At 53.0% G+C, this 16,616-nt stretch carries 15 protein-coding genes and 1 pseudogene; 10 read left to right on the forward strand and 6 right to left on the reverse strand.

All coding sequences use genetic code 11. The annotated features are described in order from the left end of the window. Window positions 1-32 precede the first annotated feature (32 nt). Together AC4G46_RS12870 and AC4G46_RS12875 are read left to right on the forward strand one after the other, a co-directional pair. Window positions 33-1,562, forward strand: a complete 1,530-nt coding sequence (locus AC4G46_RS12870; protein ID WP_491128273.1) for a sensor domain-containing diguanylate cyclase — start codon at window positions 33-35, stop codon at window positions 1,560-1,562. 140 nt (window positions 1,563-1,702) lie between these two features. Next, window positions 1,703-2,230, forward strand: a pseudogene (locus AC4G46_RS12875) (cupin domain-containing protein); the annotation flags it as partial. Between the two features lie 335 nt (window positions 2,231-2,565). Here the strand turns inward: AC4G46_RS12875 and AC4G46_RS12880 are convergent. Then, a complete protein-coding gene (locus AC4G46_RS12880; RefSeq protein WP_491128274.1) occupies window positions 2,566-3,558 on the reverse strand; it encodes an acrylyl-CoA reductase family protein in 993 nt (330 codons plus the stop codon). Between the two features lie 139 nt (window positions 3,559-3,697). On the opposite strand from AC4G46_RS12880, the gene AC4G46_RS12885 reads away from it, so the two are divergent. From AC4G46_RS12885 to AC4G46_RS12905, 5 genes are all read left to right on the forward strand, one after another. Further along, window positions 3,698-4,294 carry a TetR/AcrR family transcriptional regulator gene (locus AC4G46_RS12885; RefSeq protein WP_491128275.1) on the forward strand — a complete coding sequence of 199 codons (597 nt, stop codon included), beginning with the start codon at window positions 3,698-3,700 and terminating at the stop codon, window positions 4,292-4,294. Window positions 4,295-4,426: 132 nt separating this feature from the next. After that, window positions 4,427-4,972: an ATP-binding protein gene (locus AC4G46_RS12890; RefSeq protein ID WP_491128276.1), complete on the forward strand. Its 546-nt coding sequence runs from the start codon at window positions 4,427-4,429 to the stop codon at window positions 4,970-4,972. Window positions 4,973-4,976: 4 nt separating this feature from the next. Continuing rightward, window positions 4,977-5,441, forward strand: coding sequence for a hypothetical protein (locus AC4G46_RS12895; protein WP_491128277.1), 465 nt, complete (start codon window positions 4,977-4,979; stop codon window positions 5,439-5,441). After that, window positions 5,438-5,983, forward strand: a complete 546-nt coding sequence (locus AC4G46_RS12900; protein WP_491128278.1) for a histidine phosphatase family protein — start codon at window positions 5,438-5,440, stop codon at window positions 5,981-5,983. The genes AC4G46_RS12895 and AC4G46_RS12900 overlap by 4 nt, the downstream gene beginning before the upstream one ends. Before the next feature lie 33 nt (window positions 5,984-6,016). Next, complete coding sequence (locus tag AC4G46_RS12905) at window positions 6,017-6,460, forward strand: GNAT family N-acetyltransferase (RefSeq protein ID WP_491128279.1); 444 nt, start codon at window positions 6,017-6,019, stop codon at window positions 6,458-6,460. 37 nt (window positions 6,461-6,497) lie between these two features. Here the strand turns inward: AC4G46_RS12905 and AC4G46_RS12910 are convergent, their stop codons facing one another. From AC4G46_RS12910 to AC4G46_RS12920, 3 genes are all read right to left on the reverse strand, one after another. Then, window positions 6,498-7,289, reverse strand: a complete 792-nt coding sequence (locus AC4G46_RS12910; protein WP_491128280.1) for an ABC transporter permease — start codon at window positions 7,287-7,289, stop codon at window positions 6,498-6,500. A 9-nt stretch (window positions 7,290-7,298) separates the two neighbouring features. Next, entirely contained in the window at window positions 7,299-8,129 is an 831-nt protein-coding gene (locus AC4G46_RS12915; protein WP_491128281.1) for an ABC transporter permease, read from the reverse strand. 62 nt (window positions 8,130-8,191) lie between these two features. Further along, window positions 8,192-9,007 (reverse strand): ABC transporter ATP-binding protein, encoded by an 816-nt coding sequence (locus tag AC4G46_RS12920; RefSeq protein ID WP_491128282.1) that lies wholly within the window; start codon window positions 9,005-9,007, stop codon window positions 8,192-8,194. A 379-nt stretch (window positions 9,008-9,386) separates the two neighbouring features. Here AC4G46_RS12920 and AC4G46_RS12925 point away from each other — a divergent pair, with 379 nt between their 5' ends. Further along, window positions 9,387-9,878 (forward strand): DinB family protein, encoded by a 492-nt coding sequence (locus AC4G46_RS12925; RefSeq protein ID WP_491128283.1) that lies wholly within the window; start codon window positions 9,387-9,389, stop codon window positions 9,876-9,878. A gap of 97 nt (window positions 9,879-9,975) precedes the next feature. Further along, the gene (locus AC4G46_RS12930) at window positions 9,976-11,961 is read left to right on the forward strand and encodes a CotH kinase family protein (protein ID WP_491128869.1); all 1,986 of its coding nucleotides are present in this window, start codon (window positions 9,976-9,978) and stop codon (window positions 11,959-11,961) included. Window positions 11,962-12,554: 593 nt separating this feature from the next. Here the strand turns inward: AC4G46_RS12930 and AC4G46_RS12935 are convergent. Both AC4G46_RS12935 and AC4G46_RS12940 read right to left on the reverse strand, forming a co-directional pair. Continuing rightward, the gene (locus AC4G46_RS12935) at window positions 12,555-13,013 is read right to left on the reverse strand and encodes a DIP1984 family protein (RefSeq protein WP_491128284.1); all 459 of its coding nucleotides are present in this window, start codon (window positions 13,011-13,013) and stop codon (window positions 12,555-12,557) included. A gap of 68 nt (window positions 13,014-13,081) precedes the next feature. Next, a complete protein-coding gene (locus AC4G46_RS12940; protein WP_491128285.1) occupies window positions 13,082-14,884 on the reverse strand; it encodes an ABC transporter substrate-binding protein in 1,803 nt (600 codons plus the stop codon). A gap of 113 nt (window positions 14,885-14,997) precedes the next feature. On the opposite strand from AC4G46_RS12940, the gene AC4G46_RS12945 reads away from it, so the two are divergent. Continuing rightward, the gene (locus AC4G46_RS12945) at window positions 14,998-16,509 is read left to right on the forward strand and encodes a DUF4153 domain-containing protein (RefSeq protein WP_491128286.1); all 1,512 of its coding nucleotides are present in this window, start codon (window positions 14,998-15,000) and stop codon (window positions 16,507-16,509) included. Window positions 16,510-16,616 lie beyond the last annotated feature (107 nt).

A 16,616-nucleotide genomic window follows, 5' to 3' on the forward strand; every position in this document is an offset into this window, starting at 1 on the left:
CCAGAAAGAAACTTAGCCTCACGTTGCTGCTCATGGCACTGGTGACTTTGGTGTTCCTGTTAACCACAACCATTCTGCTGATTGGTTCCTACCAGTCTAAAAAGAAATCTCTTATAGAGACAACGCTTAATCTGAATTACACTAATGCGGAAAGAATGAGCAAGACGGTGGACTCGCTGTTCCTTTCGATGCGCAGCAGCCTGCTCTTCAGTGCGGATCAGATTGCCAATCTGGGAGCCGTACCGCCGGCCAGTATAGATGCTTATCTTGAGCTTACGCGCAACAGCAGCAATTACTTTAACTCGATTGTGCTGATGGATTCGGGCGGCAATGTTTTGAATAATTCACCTTCAAATCTGGGTATGGCAGGCAGGCATCTTTCTTCTCCCGAGATAAAAGAAATGCTCAGATTAAAAAATTCTTATCTTTCGGCGCCTTTTATTGCCCCGTCGACCGGCAGAATGCTGTTCTTGATGAGTGAGCCGTTATATAACAAAGACAGATATTATCAGGGGCAGCTTGTCGGCACGGTCTATCTCCAGGATTACAATATTCTGAATATGATTTTCGGTAATAATGAGATAGATGAGACAGGGTCTTATTACTACATTGTCAGCAGGGAAGGGCGTTTACTTTATCACCCGGATATCAGCAGACTGAATGATGATGTGACCAGTAACAGGGTTGTCGAGCAGTTAATGCAGGGTCAGAGCGGAAGCATGCAGGCGGTAAATACACAAGGGGTATCCATGCTTGCCGGTTATTCGTCCGTTCCCTCCAATGGCTGGGGCGTTGTCGTTGTATCACCTGCAGATGTTATCCAGCAGCAGCTGCGGGTGCATTTGAACAAAATACTGGCGTACACCCTTATTCCGTTCGTGGTTTTGCTGTTCTGTGTATTTGTCCTTGCACACCAGCTGGCCAAACCGTTTGTGGTTCTTGCTGACCTGGTCAATAGAATCGGCAAAGAAAAGGTCGAGCTGCCCGAGCTGAAGCCCCATTGGAACCGTGAGGTTGATCTGCTAACCACAGCGGTGGTGCTGGCCTGGAAGGACATCCAGAAGCAGACAGACCAGCTGACCCAGGAAGCGAGGACCGATCTGCTGACCGGCCTGACGAACCGCAGGGCGCTGGATAACAGCATCAGCCAGTGGATTACCGCAAGGGTGCCGTTTTCGGTCATTGTGCTTGATGTGGATAAGTTCAAATTTGTGAATGATACGTACGGCCATCTGGCCGGAGATGAGGTGCTGCGGCGGGTTGCAGATATTCTCGTGTCCAATATCCGGCCCGGCGATATCTGTGCCCGTTACGGCGGTGAGGAGTTTGTACTGCTGCTGCCCCGGACCAAGGCGGAGAATGCTTACATTGTGGCTGAACGGATCCGTAAGACACTGGAGGTGACGGAGGTTCCCCTGCCGATGACGGTTACCTCCTCTCTGGGCATTGCCCATTACCCTACTCATGGAAGAACCCGGGAGGAGCTGCTGGGAAAGGCGGATGAGGCATTGTATACGGCTAAGCATACCGGAAGGAACCGGACGGTTATATATAGTGAGTAAGGCAAAGGAGCATCTTTTCCCGGGGAAAGATGCTTTTTTTGTTGTGTGGTGAGGCAAAGAAATCGTCACCTGGGCGTAGGCAGATACATATTCTACCCCAGAACGATAAAATTTGGGCTTCAAAGAAAGGAAGACGTTTCATGACTTCATACATGGATTATACATCCCCGGCGACACAATTCTCGGCAGATCTGAACTGCAATACGCTGTTTAAAAAGGATGACTGCAATTATATCAATGTTCTCGGGATCAAGCAGCTGAACACGCTGGAAAATACATCACTGCTTGATATTTTTCTCAGCAAATCCAATGTGGTTGAGCCGCATTACCATCAGAATGCTGCTGAGCTGGTATATTGTATTTCCGGTTCAGCAGTGGTTTCGCTGATCAACCCGTTCACTAACGAGCTGCTGCACTTCCCGATTACCCCAGGCCAGGTAGCTAATGTACCGCAGGGCTGGTGGCATTATGAGATCGCAACAGCGGATTGTACACATCTGCTGGCGATTTTTGACGCGCCTACTCCCGAGGTTATTCTGGGATCGGATATTTTAAGTAAAACACCGGCCAATGTACTGGCTCATACTTACTGTTTGAATGAGGCAATGGTGAAGGAAACGCTGGCTCCGGTGAAGCCAAAAACCTTCATCGGCCCGCCTGCGGACTGTTGTGAACCTGTAAAGGCAGCTGCCGAAAACATGCAGGCTGCCAATATGGCTCCAAATATGGCTCCAATCATGGCTCCAAATATGGCTCCAAATGTGGCTCCAGTTATGGCAGCATCCAACATGCCATATTATATGCCCCAGCCGGCTTCGCAGGGTTTCGGGTATCAGCCGATGAGTGTGCATGCCTACTATGGCCAGCCTTATGTACAGCAGCCTTACCGCCAGCTGCCGTACACGCAAGGTAACCCGGCTTACCCGAATGCGGCAACAGACAACGAATTATAGGCGACACCTGTAAAAAAGTCCCCCGGGTTAAAAGACCCGGGGGACTGCTTCTAGGACAGGCGGACAAGCACCCGGCCTCTTGTATTGGATTTAAGGATATCTTCCAGAGCAGCGGGAAGTTCGGTTAATATGATCTCCCTGTCCACAAGCACATCCAGATTGTCCGGCTTGAGATCATTTGCCATCCGTGCCCAGATGAGCTGACGCTTGCCGGCAGGGCAGGAGACAGAATCAATGCCCAGCAGGCTTACCCCGCGCAGGATAAAGGGCATTACCGTTGTCGGTACCGCGGTTCCTGCGGTTAATCCGCTGGCCGCAACCGCTCCGCCGTAGGTGATCTTGCTCAGCACGGCTGCAAGCGGACTTCCGCCGACGGAGTCCACCGCAGCCTGCCAGAGCTGTTTGTCCAGCGGCTTCACGGCCTCGCCGCCAACCTCTTCACGGGAGATAACCTCGGCTGCGCCTAACTGCTGCAGATAGCCGGCTTCGTCCGTTCTGCCGGTGCTGGCTGTTACCTTGTAACCCAGCTTGGCCAGCATGGCAACGGCAGTGCCGCCAACGCCGCCGGTTGCACCGGTTACCAGCACCTTGCCATTATCCGGGGCCGCTCCGTGATCCTCAAGCGCCTGAATGGACAGTGCAGCAGTGAAGCCGGCTGTTCCGTATATCATCGCTTCCCGCAGGCTGAGCCCTTCAGGCAACGGAATCACCCATTCGGCCGGAATCCGCGCATATTCGCTGAATCCGCCATAGTGAGATACGCCGATGCTATAGCTGGTGGCAATGACCGGCTGGCCCGGCTGAAAACGGCTGTCCTCCGAGGAGACGACTGTTCCGGACAGGTCGATGCCGGGAATAAACGGATATTGGCGTACGATGTTGCCGTTCGGGATGCTGGCTAGCCCGTCTTTGTAATTTACACTGGAGTAAGCAACCTTGATCAAGACTTCACCGGCAGGCAGCTCCTCCCGGGTAATCTGCTTGACCCCCACTGAGAAGGTGTCGTTCTTATCTACAACCAAAGCTTGAAATATTTCAGACATTCTAAATCCGCTCCTATCCGTTAACTGTATGCAGGTCAGTTATATAATATTTATTCTGACCGGTCAACTTTTTTATGACTATGATATACTACACATTAAACAAACTAAGCGGGCAGTTACACTGCATGGCGGAGGTCGTATGGTAAAGTACAAGAAATCCGAAGAAAAACGCAAACAGATTCTTTCAGCCGCATTCCGCGCTCTGTCAGAGCATGGTTATGATGCGGTTACCCTGCAGACGATTGCGGATTACGCAGAGGTTAGCAAAGGGGTAGTCCACTATTATTTTACGAGCAAGGAAGCCGTGCTGGTGGAGCTGCTGGAGTGGCTGACCGGCAAAATATCCGCAAGGGAGCGGGCGGCGGTAGCGGAGCAGCATACGGCGGAAGGTAAGCTTCGCGCCTATATAGATTCTGCATTTGCCGGTCCTGTGCAGAACCGGTCGTTCTACCGGGTCTATCTCGATTTCCTGTCAAGGGCGAGCCGCAGTCCGGTCTACCGGGAGATTAACCAGCGGTTCTATGACAGCTGTGCGGGGATCAGTACGGAGGTGCTGCTGCTGGGGCAGCAAGAGGGGATATTCAATAAAGAACTGACGCCGGACAGGGCAGCCCCGGTCATCCGGGCGATTATTGACGGCTGCCTGATCCAGTGGCTGATGGCTGATCAGGATGAGCTGCATACCTTTTTTAAGGAATCCTGCCGCACAGCAATTATGAAGCTGCTGAGCGTATAACTAATGGTTACATTTTTGCAGAATTTGCTCACCTGTAGTATGTTAAATTATGGATAGATATTGTCATTGGGTGACAGATTAGAGTACTGGCTGCAGCTAGATCCTCAGGTGAGAGGTACTCAGGAGGTGCAAATGAAACACAGAATTCATATCATGGGGGCCTCAGGAGCCGGAACCAGCACACTCGGGCAGGCGCTTGCCGGCCGGCTTCCGCATGCTCATCTGGATAGTGACGATTACTTCTGGGAGCAGAAATTCTCGAAGCAGCGAGAACTGACAGAGCGCCTTCGCCGAATCAGGCATGATCTGGAGCAGCGGGTGCCCTGGATTTTATCCGGTGCGGTGTGCGGCTGGGGGGATAGCCTGCGGTCCTATTTTGACCTGGTAATCTTTCTATGGATTCCCCCGTCAATCAGGCTTGAACGGCTAAAAGCGAGAGAATATGTTCGTTACGGGGCGGAGAGTCTGCCTGGCGGGAGCAGGTACGAGGACGTGCAGGCCTTTCTGGATTGGGCGAGCCTGTACGATACCGCTGGCCCGGAGGTGCGGAGCCTTAGTCTGCATGAGGCATGGATGCGGGAGCTGGACTGTCCTGTTTTACGGCTGGAGGGGGACTTGTCGGTAGAGGAGCGTGTAGAAGCTGTTCTGAACTACTTATCCTGTGGAAAAGAGGGCTGAGCCTATGAGAGGGAATGCGGCGGTACGAATCCTTTTACTAAACGGGTTTATAGCGGTACTTACGCTCCTTAATGCCTGCAGCAGCGGTACACTTCATCATACGTACACTTTTTCTGGTGAGGGCGAGCATTGGTCGGCAATCTACAGTGAGACGGTAACAGAGAAGCCGATTATTTCAGAAGGGAAAGCAACGTATTATCAGCCTTCTGGAGACTACAACTTCCAACTGGCCTATAAAGGAGAAGGCAAAGATCTTAAGGGGATTAAGCAGTTTACGTATGGTTTCGAGGCGCTCGGCCATGGCTCAAGCCAATCGATGGTAGGACCTGTAAAAGTAGAGTCATTGCACATGTACGGCTCAAGCGGCGGCTCGCTGAATCGCGGACAGGCGCCTATCAAGGTGAATGTTGAGTGGGACGGGCATCAGGAGCAGTTTGAGCTGCAGCTGGACGGGGAGGAGGCGGAGTGAGAATCGGGCTGGTCAGGCATTTCAAGGTGGAGCATCCGCCGCTGCGGGGCTGGGTAACCGGGGAGCAGTTCACCCACTGGGTTAAGAAATATGATGAGGCTGCCGTCCAGCCTGCAAACGTTTCACGCCAGGGGCATAGCTGGGACTGCTGCATTTGCAGCGATCTGCCCAGGGCAGTGCATACTGCCAGCCGCATCTATTCTGGTGCTGTTACATATAATCCGCAGCTAAGAGAGATTGGTGTAGCAGCTGCTTGGGGAAGCCTACGGGGCTTCAGGCTGCCGGCCGTCTGCTGGATGGTGCTTGGCCGTTTATTGTGGTTAGTCGGTCATGCCTCACAGCCGGAGAGCAGGCAGGAAACTAGGCTGCGTATTAAAGCAGTCCTGGATGAAATTGAGACCGGACCCCCGAATACTATCGTATTGCTTGTAACGCATGGCGCGCTTATGAAACTGCTCGAACGGGAGCTCCGGCGCAGAGCCTATTACGGCCAACGGATGAACCACCCGCGAAATGGAAAGCTCTATATATATGAGAAATAAACATTTACGGTCATAAGGAGAGTTGTACATACCATGGTAACGATCAAAGAAATTGAGGCGGATTCACTCGCGGAATTGAATGAGCTGTACCGGGAGCTGACCGGCGCACCGGCAGAGCCGGGCAAATTTGCGGATACTTTTGCAGTAATTAAGGCGGACAGCAGGTATATCCTGTTAGGCGCTTATGTGGACGGGGAATTGCTCGGCTCGCTGATGGGTATCCTCTGCCAGGATCTGATCGGGGACTGCCGGCCGTTCATGGTTATCGAAAATGTCGTCGTCTCCGCCCGTGCCCGCCGCCAGGGCCTCGCCAGACAGCTGATGACGGATATCGAAAAGATCGCCCACGAGCGCGATTGCTATTACATCATTCTCGTCTCCGGAGAGAAACGCAAGGAAGCCCATGTCTTCTATGAGAAGATGGGCTACCGGGAGGAGAAAGTGGAAGGGTACCGCAAGCATCTGAGCTCTCATTAACCAGAGAAACAGTGAAGCTGATCACCCTAACGGGGAGTCAGCTTCCTGTGCTTTTGTAATGCCTAACGCCGATACGCCAGACCAGCAGAGAGACCCCGAGGAAGGCAGCCCCGGCGGGAAGCGAAAGATAGCCCAGCCACGCGGGATAATCCCAGCCGCATACGGTAGCAGCCGGATAGAAGCTGATGAACAGCATCGGCAGCATAAAGCTGAAGACATTTTTCAGTACTCTCGGCATATACGGCTCCGGACAGCGGGTAACCTGGTAACTTGCATTAGTCAGCAGGTAAATCCAGTCGAGCCCTTTGATCGTGAAAAAAGCAAGCCCCGAGGTCAGCACGAACACCCCGCAATACATGATGCAGCCGCCCGCGAGCGCCATTATGAGAATTCCCGTTTTACCGGGAGTCAGCTGCACTCCAAGTTCACTCAAGGCCCAGCCTGCGGCGCAGATTCCTGTGATTGGACGGACAAGCCGGTGCAGATGGAACCGGGAAGCGGCAACTTGAACGAACAGGGAGCGCGGCCGCAGCAGCAGCCGGTCAAAATCACCGGAACGCAGCAAATGCCAAGGGAAATAATCAAAGCCCCGGCAAAAGCTCTCCGCAAGACCAAACGAGGCCACTGCCAGCGAGTATACCAGAATGATGTGGGCGACGCTCCATTCCCCGATATTGCCGAAGCGTGAGAACAGCAGGACGGTAGCAACCGGGTCGGAGACAACGACAACCAGCACCTGGATCAGCATCAGCCACCAGCCTTTATACTCCATTCCGGACAGCAGATGCATCCGTAAATATTTGAAATAGATTTTACTCTCGGCAATCATGCTGCGTGCTCACCCTCCCTGGACGATAATATTTTTCAGCTTACGGTTCATGATCAGCCGGCCGGCTGCGATAAAGAGAGAGCTCCAGATACACTGCAGTCCAATTGCAGGCAGAGCTGCTGCCGGCGGCATGGTGCCGATGTAGAGCTGGGCCGGAATGTCGGCGAAGCCGCCGAACGGCTGAAGGTATAGAAAAGTCTGCATGAAGTCTGGCCATAGCCGAAGCGGCAGGTAGGTGCCGGACAGAATTCCGCTCAGCAGCAGAAGCATATGGCTCGGGCCGTCTCCCCAGGTAACATTCAGCCGGACCGTTGTCACAAGCATGGCGAATGACGAGCAGAGGACAAAGGCCATAATGACCGAGAGCAGAAAGCAGAGCAGCCCCGCAAAAGACGCAGGAGCACCCAGCGCATAAGCGGCGGGCATAAGCAGGCCAACCAGGACGGTAGCGGCACTGCGGATCCAGGAGGTGCCGAGCTTGCCGGCCGAGCTTTTGACGAACCAGTGGGTGTACAGATTCATCGGCCGGCACAGCTCGATCCCGACATCGCCGTTGTTGATTTTGCCCATGATTTCTCCGTCAATGCTCATCGTTTGCAGAACAAACAGTCCTTGCGCGATCCACACATAAGAAATCGCCTGCGGCAGGCTCATGCCGTTGTTGTTCCACGAACCATGCTCGCTATATGTATAAAAAACAGTAAACAGCACACATTCCAGCAGCGCCCAGAACACGCCGACCACCGTTCCCGAAATGGCGGAGACCCGGTACTGCAGGCCTTCAGCCATCCGGATGCGGAAGAGGGAGAGTGAGGCCCGGCAGGTATTTTTGAAATCCATTGCGATTGCACACCTCCAGAAAAAAATAAAGTGCAGGTACCCTATTGAGGCTGCCCGCCAGGTCAGGTCAGTGCCAGATCGTTGTACATGGCGGCGATCATCGCATCGGTATTGACCTTCATCACAACCTCAGGTGCATATTTCTCCTGCAGTCCGGCCAGCTTGCCGTCATAGAGCAGCTTTCCGTGCCCGATTACCATCACCCGCTCGCACAGCGCCTCAATATCATCCATATCGTGGGTAGTCAGCAGCATAGTGACTCCGTGCTTACGGTTTTCTTCCTTCAAAAAATTGCGCAGCGCCAGCTTCGATACCGCATCGAGTCCGATCGTCGGCTCATCCAGAAACAGAATCTTCGGCCGGTGCAGCAGCGCTGCCACCAGCTCACAGCGCATCCGCTGTCCCAGCGAGAGCTGGCGGACCGGGGTTCGTAATAGCGCCTCCACACCGAGAGTTGCCGTTAGCTCGGCCAGCCTGATTTTGTAATCTCCGGGCGGGATCGCATAAATATCCTTCAGTACGTCAAAAGAATCTGTCACTGGCACATCCCACCACAGCTGCGAGCGCTGCCCGAACACGACACCGATCTTTGACACATGCCCCACACGGTTTTTCCAGGGGATTTTGCCGAGAATGGTGCACTCGCCGCTGTCCGGTGTCAAAATTCCGCTCATCACCTTGACGGAAGTGGATTTGCCTGCCCCGTTAGGGCCGATGTATCCCACAAGCTCACCTTCAGCTATATCAAAGCCAATCCCGCCAAGCGCCTCCACCTCCGTCACATTCCGCATAAAAGCTCCCTTCAACAGCCCCCATTTGCCTTCCGGGCGTTTGTACACTTTAAAGCTTTTTTTGATCTCTCTGAGTCTGATTTGCATCCTGTTCGCCTCCTTCGCGCAAAACATCATACCATTATATAGATGAACGAGACAGCGGCGCTTTACACTCTGTACTTCCTTAAGTGCCGGGAGTGGGGGGATAAAGGTTTTATTTTCTCCGTATTCCATAAAAATGCTTGCTATGTTGACATTTCCATGCTATATTAATTTTATAGTTAACGCAGGAAAACTAGATGTTTTTTTGTATCATATACATATTGAATTTTCGTACCGGTAACCTTGGTTGCCGGTATTTTTGCGTTGTCCGGAGATGGTAAGAGCTGCAGCGTTATATTCATTTTTTCCCTCGGACACGAATACCTGCTGTGATACACTGAATGCAAAGATCTTATTTAAATTTAAAATTCCGGAGGGATTTATGCAGACATTGTTCCGTTACAACTGGAAGGTTCGTGAAGAGTGGTATAACTGGTGTGAGACGCTGAGTGAGGAGGAGCTGCTGCGGCCGAGAACCGGCGGGGCAGGCGGCATTCTGAAGACGCTGTTCCATATTGCGGACGTGGAGTGGAGCTGGATTATGGCAATGCAGGGCAAGCCTGATTTTGAAGAGGATTTTGCGGAATACAGCACCTTGGAAAAGGTAAAAGTACTGGATGCCCGCTTCCGTCAGCAGGTAGAGCCGTTTGTGCTGGGCTGGCATGAGGGGCTGGAGCGGAATATTTTTGTGGATAAGCGTTATGAAGGAGAAAAGGTTACCGATGCCTGGGGGGAGATTATGCGTCATATCATTGCTCACGAGATCCACCATATCGGACAGCTGTCGGTCTGGGCGCGGGAGCTGGGGCATAAGCCGGTGTCGGCCAACCTGATTGGCCGCGGGCTGCGGGAAACGCTGCCGGGCAAGGAATAATCAGGGATTCAGCCTTTTTTCAGGTTCATCTTTTAAGCTTTTACACAGGCTTAACAAAATATGAATCTGCATAAGAGGAGGAATATACATCGTGCGAATGAAGCGTATGTTCAAAAAAATGCTGCTGACGACATTATCGCTCGCGGTGGTGGCATCGGCAGGTGGAGTTGCGGGCAGCACATCCAAGGCTTTTGCCGCTGAAGCAGGAGTAAGCCAGGCCTACGAATCCCTGTTCACACCGGATAAAGTGATCAATGTAAAAGTGACGATCGACGATGAGGACTGGGAGAGCATTCTGGCCAATCCCCTGGAAAAGGAATATAAGAGTGTGACGGTAGATGTGGACGGGACGGTGCTGGAGAATGTGGGCTTTTCAACCAAGGGGAATCTGACCTTGAAATCAGTGGCGGCGATGACGGATTCCGACCGCTACAGCTTCCGGCTGAAGTTCGACAAGTATGACAAGACACAGACGCTGATGGGCCTGGATAAAATGGTGCTGAACAACAGTTATTCGGACCCGTCGTTCCTGCGGGAATATCTGCATTATGAGGCACTGCGGGCGATCGGCGAGGATGTGCCGCTGACTGTGTTCACGAATCTCTATATCAACGGAGAGCTATACGGATTCTATATTGGTGTTGAGTCCGTGGACGACAGCTATCTGGAGCGTAATTTTGGTGCAAATGCGGACAGCGGCGTACTGTATGATACAGAAGAGAACAGCTATCTGAAGTATGAAGAAGGCAGCGATTATGAAACACTGACGTATGACACCGGTACCGAGGATGACAAGGCATCGCTCAAAAATTTCATCAGCGTGCTGAACGCCATGCCTGACGGGGAAAAAGGCGATATTGAAAGTGTGCTGGACGTGGATTCCGCACTGAAATATATTGCCGCTAATGCCGTGCTGGGCAACTATGACAGCTATAACGGCGATAAAGGCCATAACTATCTGCTGTACGGGGATGCAAATGGTAAATATACCGTCATACCGTGGGATATGAATATGAGCTTCAACGGGTATTCCGGTGGCGGCGGAGGAAGAGGACAGGATATGGCTGGAACGGCTGCTGACGGTACATCAGCAGGAACTGCAGCAGTAAGTGCAACAACCGGCTCATCTGACACTGCTGCAATAGGATCGGCAACCAATGCCGTGACCGCTTCCATTGATACGCCGACACTCGGCATTGATGTGGATCAGGTGCCGCTGATTGCCAACCTGCTCGAAGTACCGGAATATAAAACCAGATATTTAGGTTATGTCTCCGAGCTGGTGACCTACCTGGAGGGGATTCAGGACCGGATTACCGGGCTTGCCTCGCTGATCAGACCCTACGTTCAGGCTGATCCGACCAAGTTCTACACGATGGATCAGTTTGAAAACAATGTAGCTTATACAGCCGATACCGGGGGCAGCGGCGGCATGATCGGCGGCGGAGTCAATATGACGCCTCCATCCGGCACGGAGGGCACACCGCCGGCGCGGCCTGATGCTGCTGCGGCCGGACAAGCCGGCGCAGCTGGCGGACAGGGCATGGGTACGATGGCCGCGGGCTCGCTGATGACCTTCGCCCTGAACCGGCTGGCCAATCTGCAGGCCCAGCTGGGGCTTGAGGTTACACCGCTGCCGGAGGTGGTTCCAACGAAGGGCAGCACGGCAGCGGCTGGAACGGCGGGTACAGCCGGATCGGCGGCAGCTTCATCCGGCAGTAAGCCGATTACAGTAATGCTGAACGGGACCGCCGTAAGCTTCCAGGATCAGCTTCCGCTGAATAAGGGCGGCCGGGTGCTGGTGCCGGTCAATGCGATCTTTAGTGCACTGGGCGCTGACGTGACCTGGAATCAGACAACGAAGATGATCACTGCCGTTAAAGGCAGCACTACCATCACGATGACCATCGGCAGCGCAACCGCTTATGTAAATGGAACAGCCGTTACGCTTGACGTCCCGGCGCAGATCATTAATAACCGGACGATGGTGCCGGTGCGGTTTATCTCCGAGGGCCTGAATATGGATGTGAAGTGGGACGCTGCGGCTCAGACGGTTACAGCAACGGATAAGGCTGCGGAATAGCCGTATTTCGGTTGACGTGTAGAGTACGCGAGTTACCTTGCTATGCTGGTTGCTTAATCAATCAGAAGGTGCTGAACAGTGTGGCGATAGGAACTAAGTGGAAATTCGTCATCTATTTCCGGGCAAAATGCCGGGAGGAGGAATCTAGTTGGAATAACGTCACTTAATTTTACCGCTTTCGCTCAAATTGGGTAATTTAGCCGAAAATAAGTAGCGATTTTCCACCTAATCATTAGAAGTGAGCGGAAATGAAGAATCTAAGTAGCGAAAATCCAACTAAATCCTGGACAGTGACGCTCAACCTAACATAAAAACGGCAGCCGGAGGTAACACTTCCCGGCTGCCGCTTTTTTTACGCCAATTAAACCTGACAAGTCCCCGAACCCGCCCTCACCGGAAGCATACATCAGCACATGGTAGTTAACAGTTATAAAAATTCAGCCTGGTTACATGCTCCGCGCACTCTTGTAACAATATTGGGCTAAGCAATAAATTTTGCAGACATGGCCCAGCATCTACACCAGTTTGTCCAACTAACCCTGTTGGCGGGTTGTGCTCACCTGTATGTCCGGCTACCAACTTGCTTTCATCCATTACTCTATCAGATCCGTGCTCCAGTTCTTCTCCTGAATCCGGAAATCCAGCTCACGGTATTGCTTGGACAGCTCGTCTACTTCCTTCTGCAGGGCAGTGACTTCTATCGTTGTATAGAATTTGACTTCCTGCCGGCCGTAACGCTCCTGCTTGATTGAAGCCTCGTTCAGCAGCTCATTCAAAATATTACGGTGCTGCATGATCCGCTCCCGTTCAGCCAGCGCCTCCGATAGGGTAAGGTCCGCATTAAACGGACTCAAGGAGTTCGTTTTGTTGATCCTCTTGACCCAGACGGCCAGCTCATCCAGCGTCCGCTTCAATTCATGAAGCAGCTCAGCAGGCGGCTCAGATGGCTGATCTCCCTCCTGAACCTTAATGACTCTTCCGAGGCGCTGCTTCAGCTGCGCCACCTTCCGCTGGCAGTCTGCCCGCAGCACAAGTGCTTCTGCTAGTCTCATTCAAATCCCCCTCCGCTATAATATACCAAACCGGAGATATATTTACCAATTTGGCATAGGGAACATAATCATAGCTCCGGCGGAAACCACAGATGCCGCAGATCCACCCAGCCCTGGCTGTTAAAAGTAACCCCCCGGACAGAGGGGAGGTAGGCGGTTTCGGCCGGCTTTTCGTAGAGGATATGCAGCTGATGCTTCTGCCGCAGGCTGTCTTCAATCTGCTGAAATCCGGCTGTCCTTGCCTTGCTATCCGGCTCCCGGGCGATGATCTGCAGCCTTCCTTCAATATCGGCACGGATCTGCGGCTCCAGGTGCTGCACCATCGTAGAGTAAAGATCGGACAGCCGCAGCTGCTCATCCTGATCGCGCAGCAGCGAGAAGAGAATCAGATCTGCCTGCAGCCGGACCGGACCTTTGAATTCTTCCGGAGACACAGATAATACATGGCAGGCATACCCGCAGCCGGTCAGCTTCGCGGCTACCGCTTCAGCATCTCCGGCATACTGCGGGATCGTTGCAATTTGCAGCGCTGGTGCGGCCGCAGCTGCCATTGCTTTAGCTGCTGTTTCCAATTCTGCTCTATCATCCACGCCATCCGGGCGAACCGCATCATCGGCAGCACCGGCACTCTCAGACTCAACCACCACAGCCGCTTCAATCTGCTGTCTTTCGGCCGCCCTACCCCCGGCAGATGTAATGCCTCCGCTAAGGCAGGACAGTACCTCTGCACGGACCAGCGGATCGCTGAGCGGACCTTTTTTCTTCGTGTTGCAGGTCACGAATTTGCGTACCGAATACTCCGAATGAATCCGGCTCCAGGCAGCCGAACCGCCGGCGGATGGATTATGAACAATATGGAAGGCTGAGCCGGTCTCAGGTTCGGCTGCCGAAATATCCCACGGAACATGCAGAATCTCCACCCGGTCCAGATGTGCCCGGCCCTGAAAATAATAAGGGAACACCTCCAGTGTGCACAGATCCTCATTCATTTCCACCAGCTTGAACGGTCCGGTGCCGGCGGGTCTGCGCCCAAAGCTGCCGGCAAAGGCTGTCTCCAGATCACGCGGAACGATCGCAGCGCGGCTGGTGCACAGAAAAGGGAGAAACAGTTCATTCGGCTGCTTCAGCAAAAAGCGCACCGTTCCCGGATTAAGCGCCTTCACTTCCCGGATATCCCTGAAAATGTTGCTGTACAGCAGCCGCTGTGAAGAATCCATCATCCGCTTGAAGGAGTAAACGACATCTTCGGCAGCAAGCACCTTTCCGTGATGAAACAGTACATCCTTGCGCAGATGGAAGGTCCAGACGGTGCGCTGCTCACTGGTATCCCAGGTATGGGCAAGAGCGGGAATAATTCGGTCCTGCCCGCCGCTGCGCGCAACCAGACCGTCAAAGACATGGCTGGATACGAAGGATTCAGCCAGCAGATTCATATACAGCGGGTCCAGGTTGTGCAGCTGCTGCCGGACCGGAAGACGCAGCGTATCAATCCGTTTGTCGCTGCGCAGCTCGGAATGATAGCCGAAATAGGCCAGCAGCCAGCCCTGGAGGGTATCCTGCAGGGAGGAGGAGCGGGCATGTCCGCGGATCCCGTCGATGGCGCTGCGGATTTCGCTGCTGCTGATGGCCTGCATCATGGAGCTAAGCGCAATTTCCTCGGCATCCGCGAGGAACCTAAGAGAGGAGCGCCGGCCGCGTCCCCGGCTGGGGGTCCAGCAGACCCAGCCCTGCTCGGCCAGCTTCTTAATGACATGCAGCGTGTTACGGTGGGTACAGCCCAGGGTATGGGCCAGCTCATCCAGGGTAACGGAAGCTTCTTCTGCTCCTCCGTGCATGGAATGCAGCCTCAGAAACTGGCTGTGAAGCTTCATATCGGCAGCTCCTTTCAATAAAATAGGAAATGAGTTAAATATTTTTTCTCTTTTTCTTCTTATTTTATCAGCTAGAATCAGGTTAAGAAAGTGAAAAACTGGAGGGAATTCCCATGGAAGAGAAAGTCCCCGTTATTCCGAGGTCTGCGCTTTCCGCACTGGCTGCGGCCTTGCTGCTGGCAATCGTGCACCAGTACTTGTTTTTTGGCCATAAGCCCGGAGTCTCTTATCCCATCTTTGTCGTCCTATTCTATTGTTTCATGCTGTATTATGCGAAGGACCAGCTGCGCCCGCTGAAGTGGTTTGACTATGTATGGCTGGCTGCGATATTTTTGCTCGCCATGACCTTTGTGCTGTTCACAAGCTGGTTTTTCTTCGGGCTTAACCTGCTGGTGCTTCCGGTACTGATTCTCTTACATATGACCTACCTGCTAAGCTACCGCCGGCCTTCATGGAGCGGAATTCAGCTGATCGGCGCTGCGCTGGAGCATTTTTTTGCCCAGGGTCCGCGGCACTGGCCTACGGTGTTCACAGTTATCCGAAGAACAGGCGGAGAAGGACTAAAGAACGAACGTAAGCAGGTATACCTTAAAGTGCTCGCCGGTCTGCTGCTGTCCTTTCCGCTGCTGCTGATCGTTGTGTCGCTGCTCTCTTCGGCAGACGGCGTATTCAACCAGATTCTTAACAAATTCCCGGAGCTGCTGGAGCGGATTTCCTTCAGTGAAGGGTTCGGACGGACGCTGTGGAGTGTGGTGCTGGGAATCGGGCTGTTCAGCTATTTATGGGGGTTTGTTGCATTTAAACGAATCGAGCGGCAGGTTATCGTACCCAAAGAGGGAGAGCCGCGGATGGAACCCTTCGAGCTCACGGTTGACCCGGTCATTGCTACAACGGTCCTGATGGCGGTCAATACAGTGTATGTGCTGTTTGTAAGTGTACAGTTCTCCTACCTGTTCGGTGCCTGGGAAGGAGCTTTGCCGCAGGGGAGCACGTATGCCGATTATGCACGGAGCGGTTTTTTTGAGCTGATTATGGTTACGTCGATTAACTTCGGCCTGCTGCTGCTGTCGCTGCTTGCCCTGCCCCGGGCCAAAGCAAGACTGCTGGCCGTCATCCGCACACTGCTGTATATTCTGGTGCTGTGTTCGGTAGTCATGCTGTATTCGGCCTATTCCCGGCTTGCTTTATATGAGGAGGCTTACGGCTATACAGAGATACGGTTTCTGGTACACGCCTTTATGATTTTTCTGGGACTGCTGCTGATTCTCGCTGCTGTACGGATAAGCAAGAGAGAATTTCCGCTTATAAAATGGTATGTGGTGCTTGGCCTGCTCTCCTATGTCTTCATGAATTACATCGGCATGGACCGGATTATCGCCTCCCAGAACATCGCCCGGTATGAGTCCAGCGGAGACATCGATGCCCCTTATTTGAGCGGATTGTCCTGGGAAACGGTTCCGCTGCTGATTGACTTCAGTAAACAGAATAATGATCTGCTCAAGCAGGAGCTTAGCGACAAATGGTCTAACCGGCGGGGGGAGGGGCAGCAGGAATGGCCTTCCTTTAATGTAGCGCAATACCGCGGACAGCAGGCGCTGCAGGAATATGTGAATACGGCAAAATAGTCCTGAGACCCTCATTCTTTCAGAATTGTATCCGGTTATGTTACAGTTAGAGCATCATGCGGGTGCTTCTATGCGGAGCTTAACCTTGTACATACGCAGGTCTCAAG

This window comes from Paenibacillus sp. fava2 (assembly GCF_058313675.1).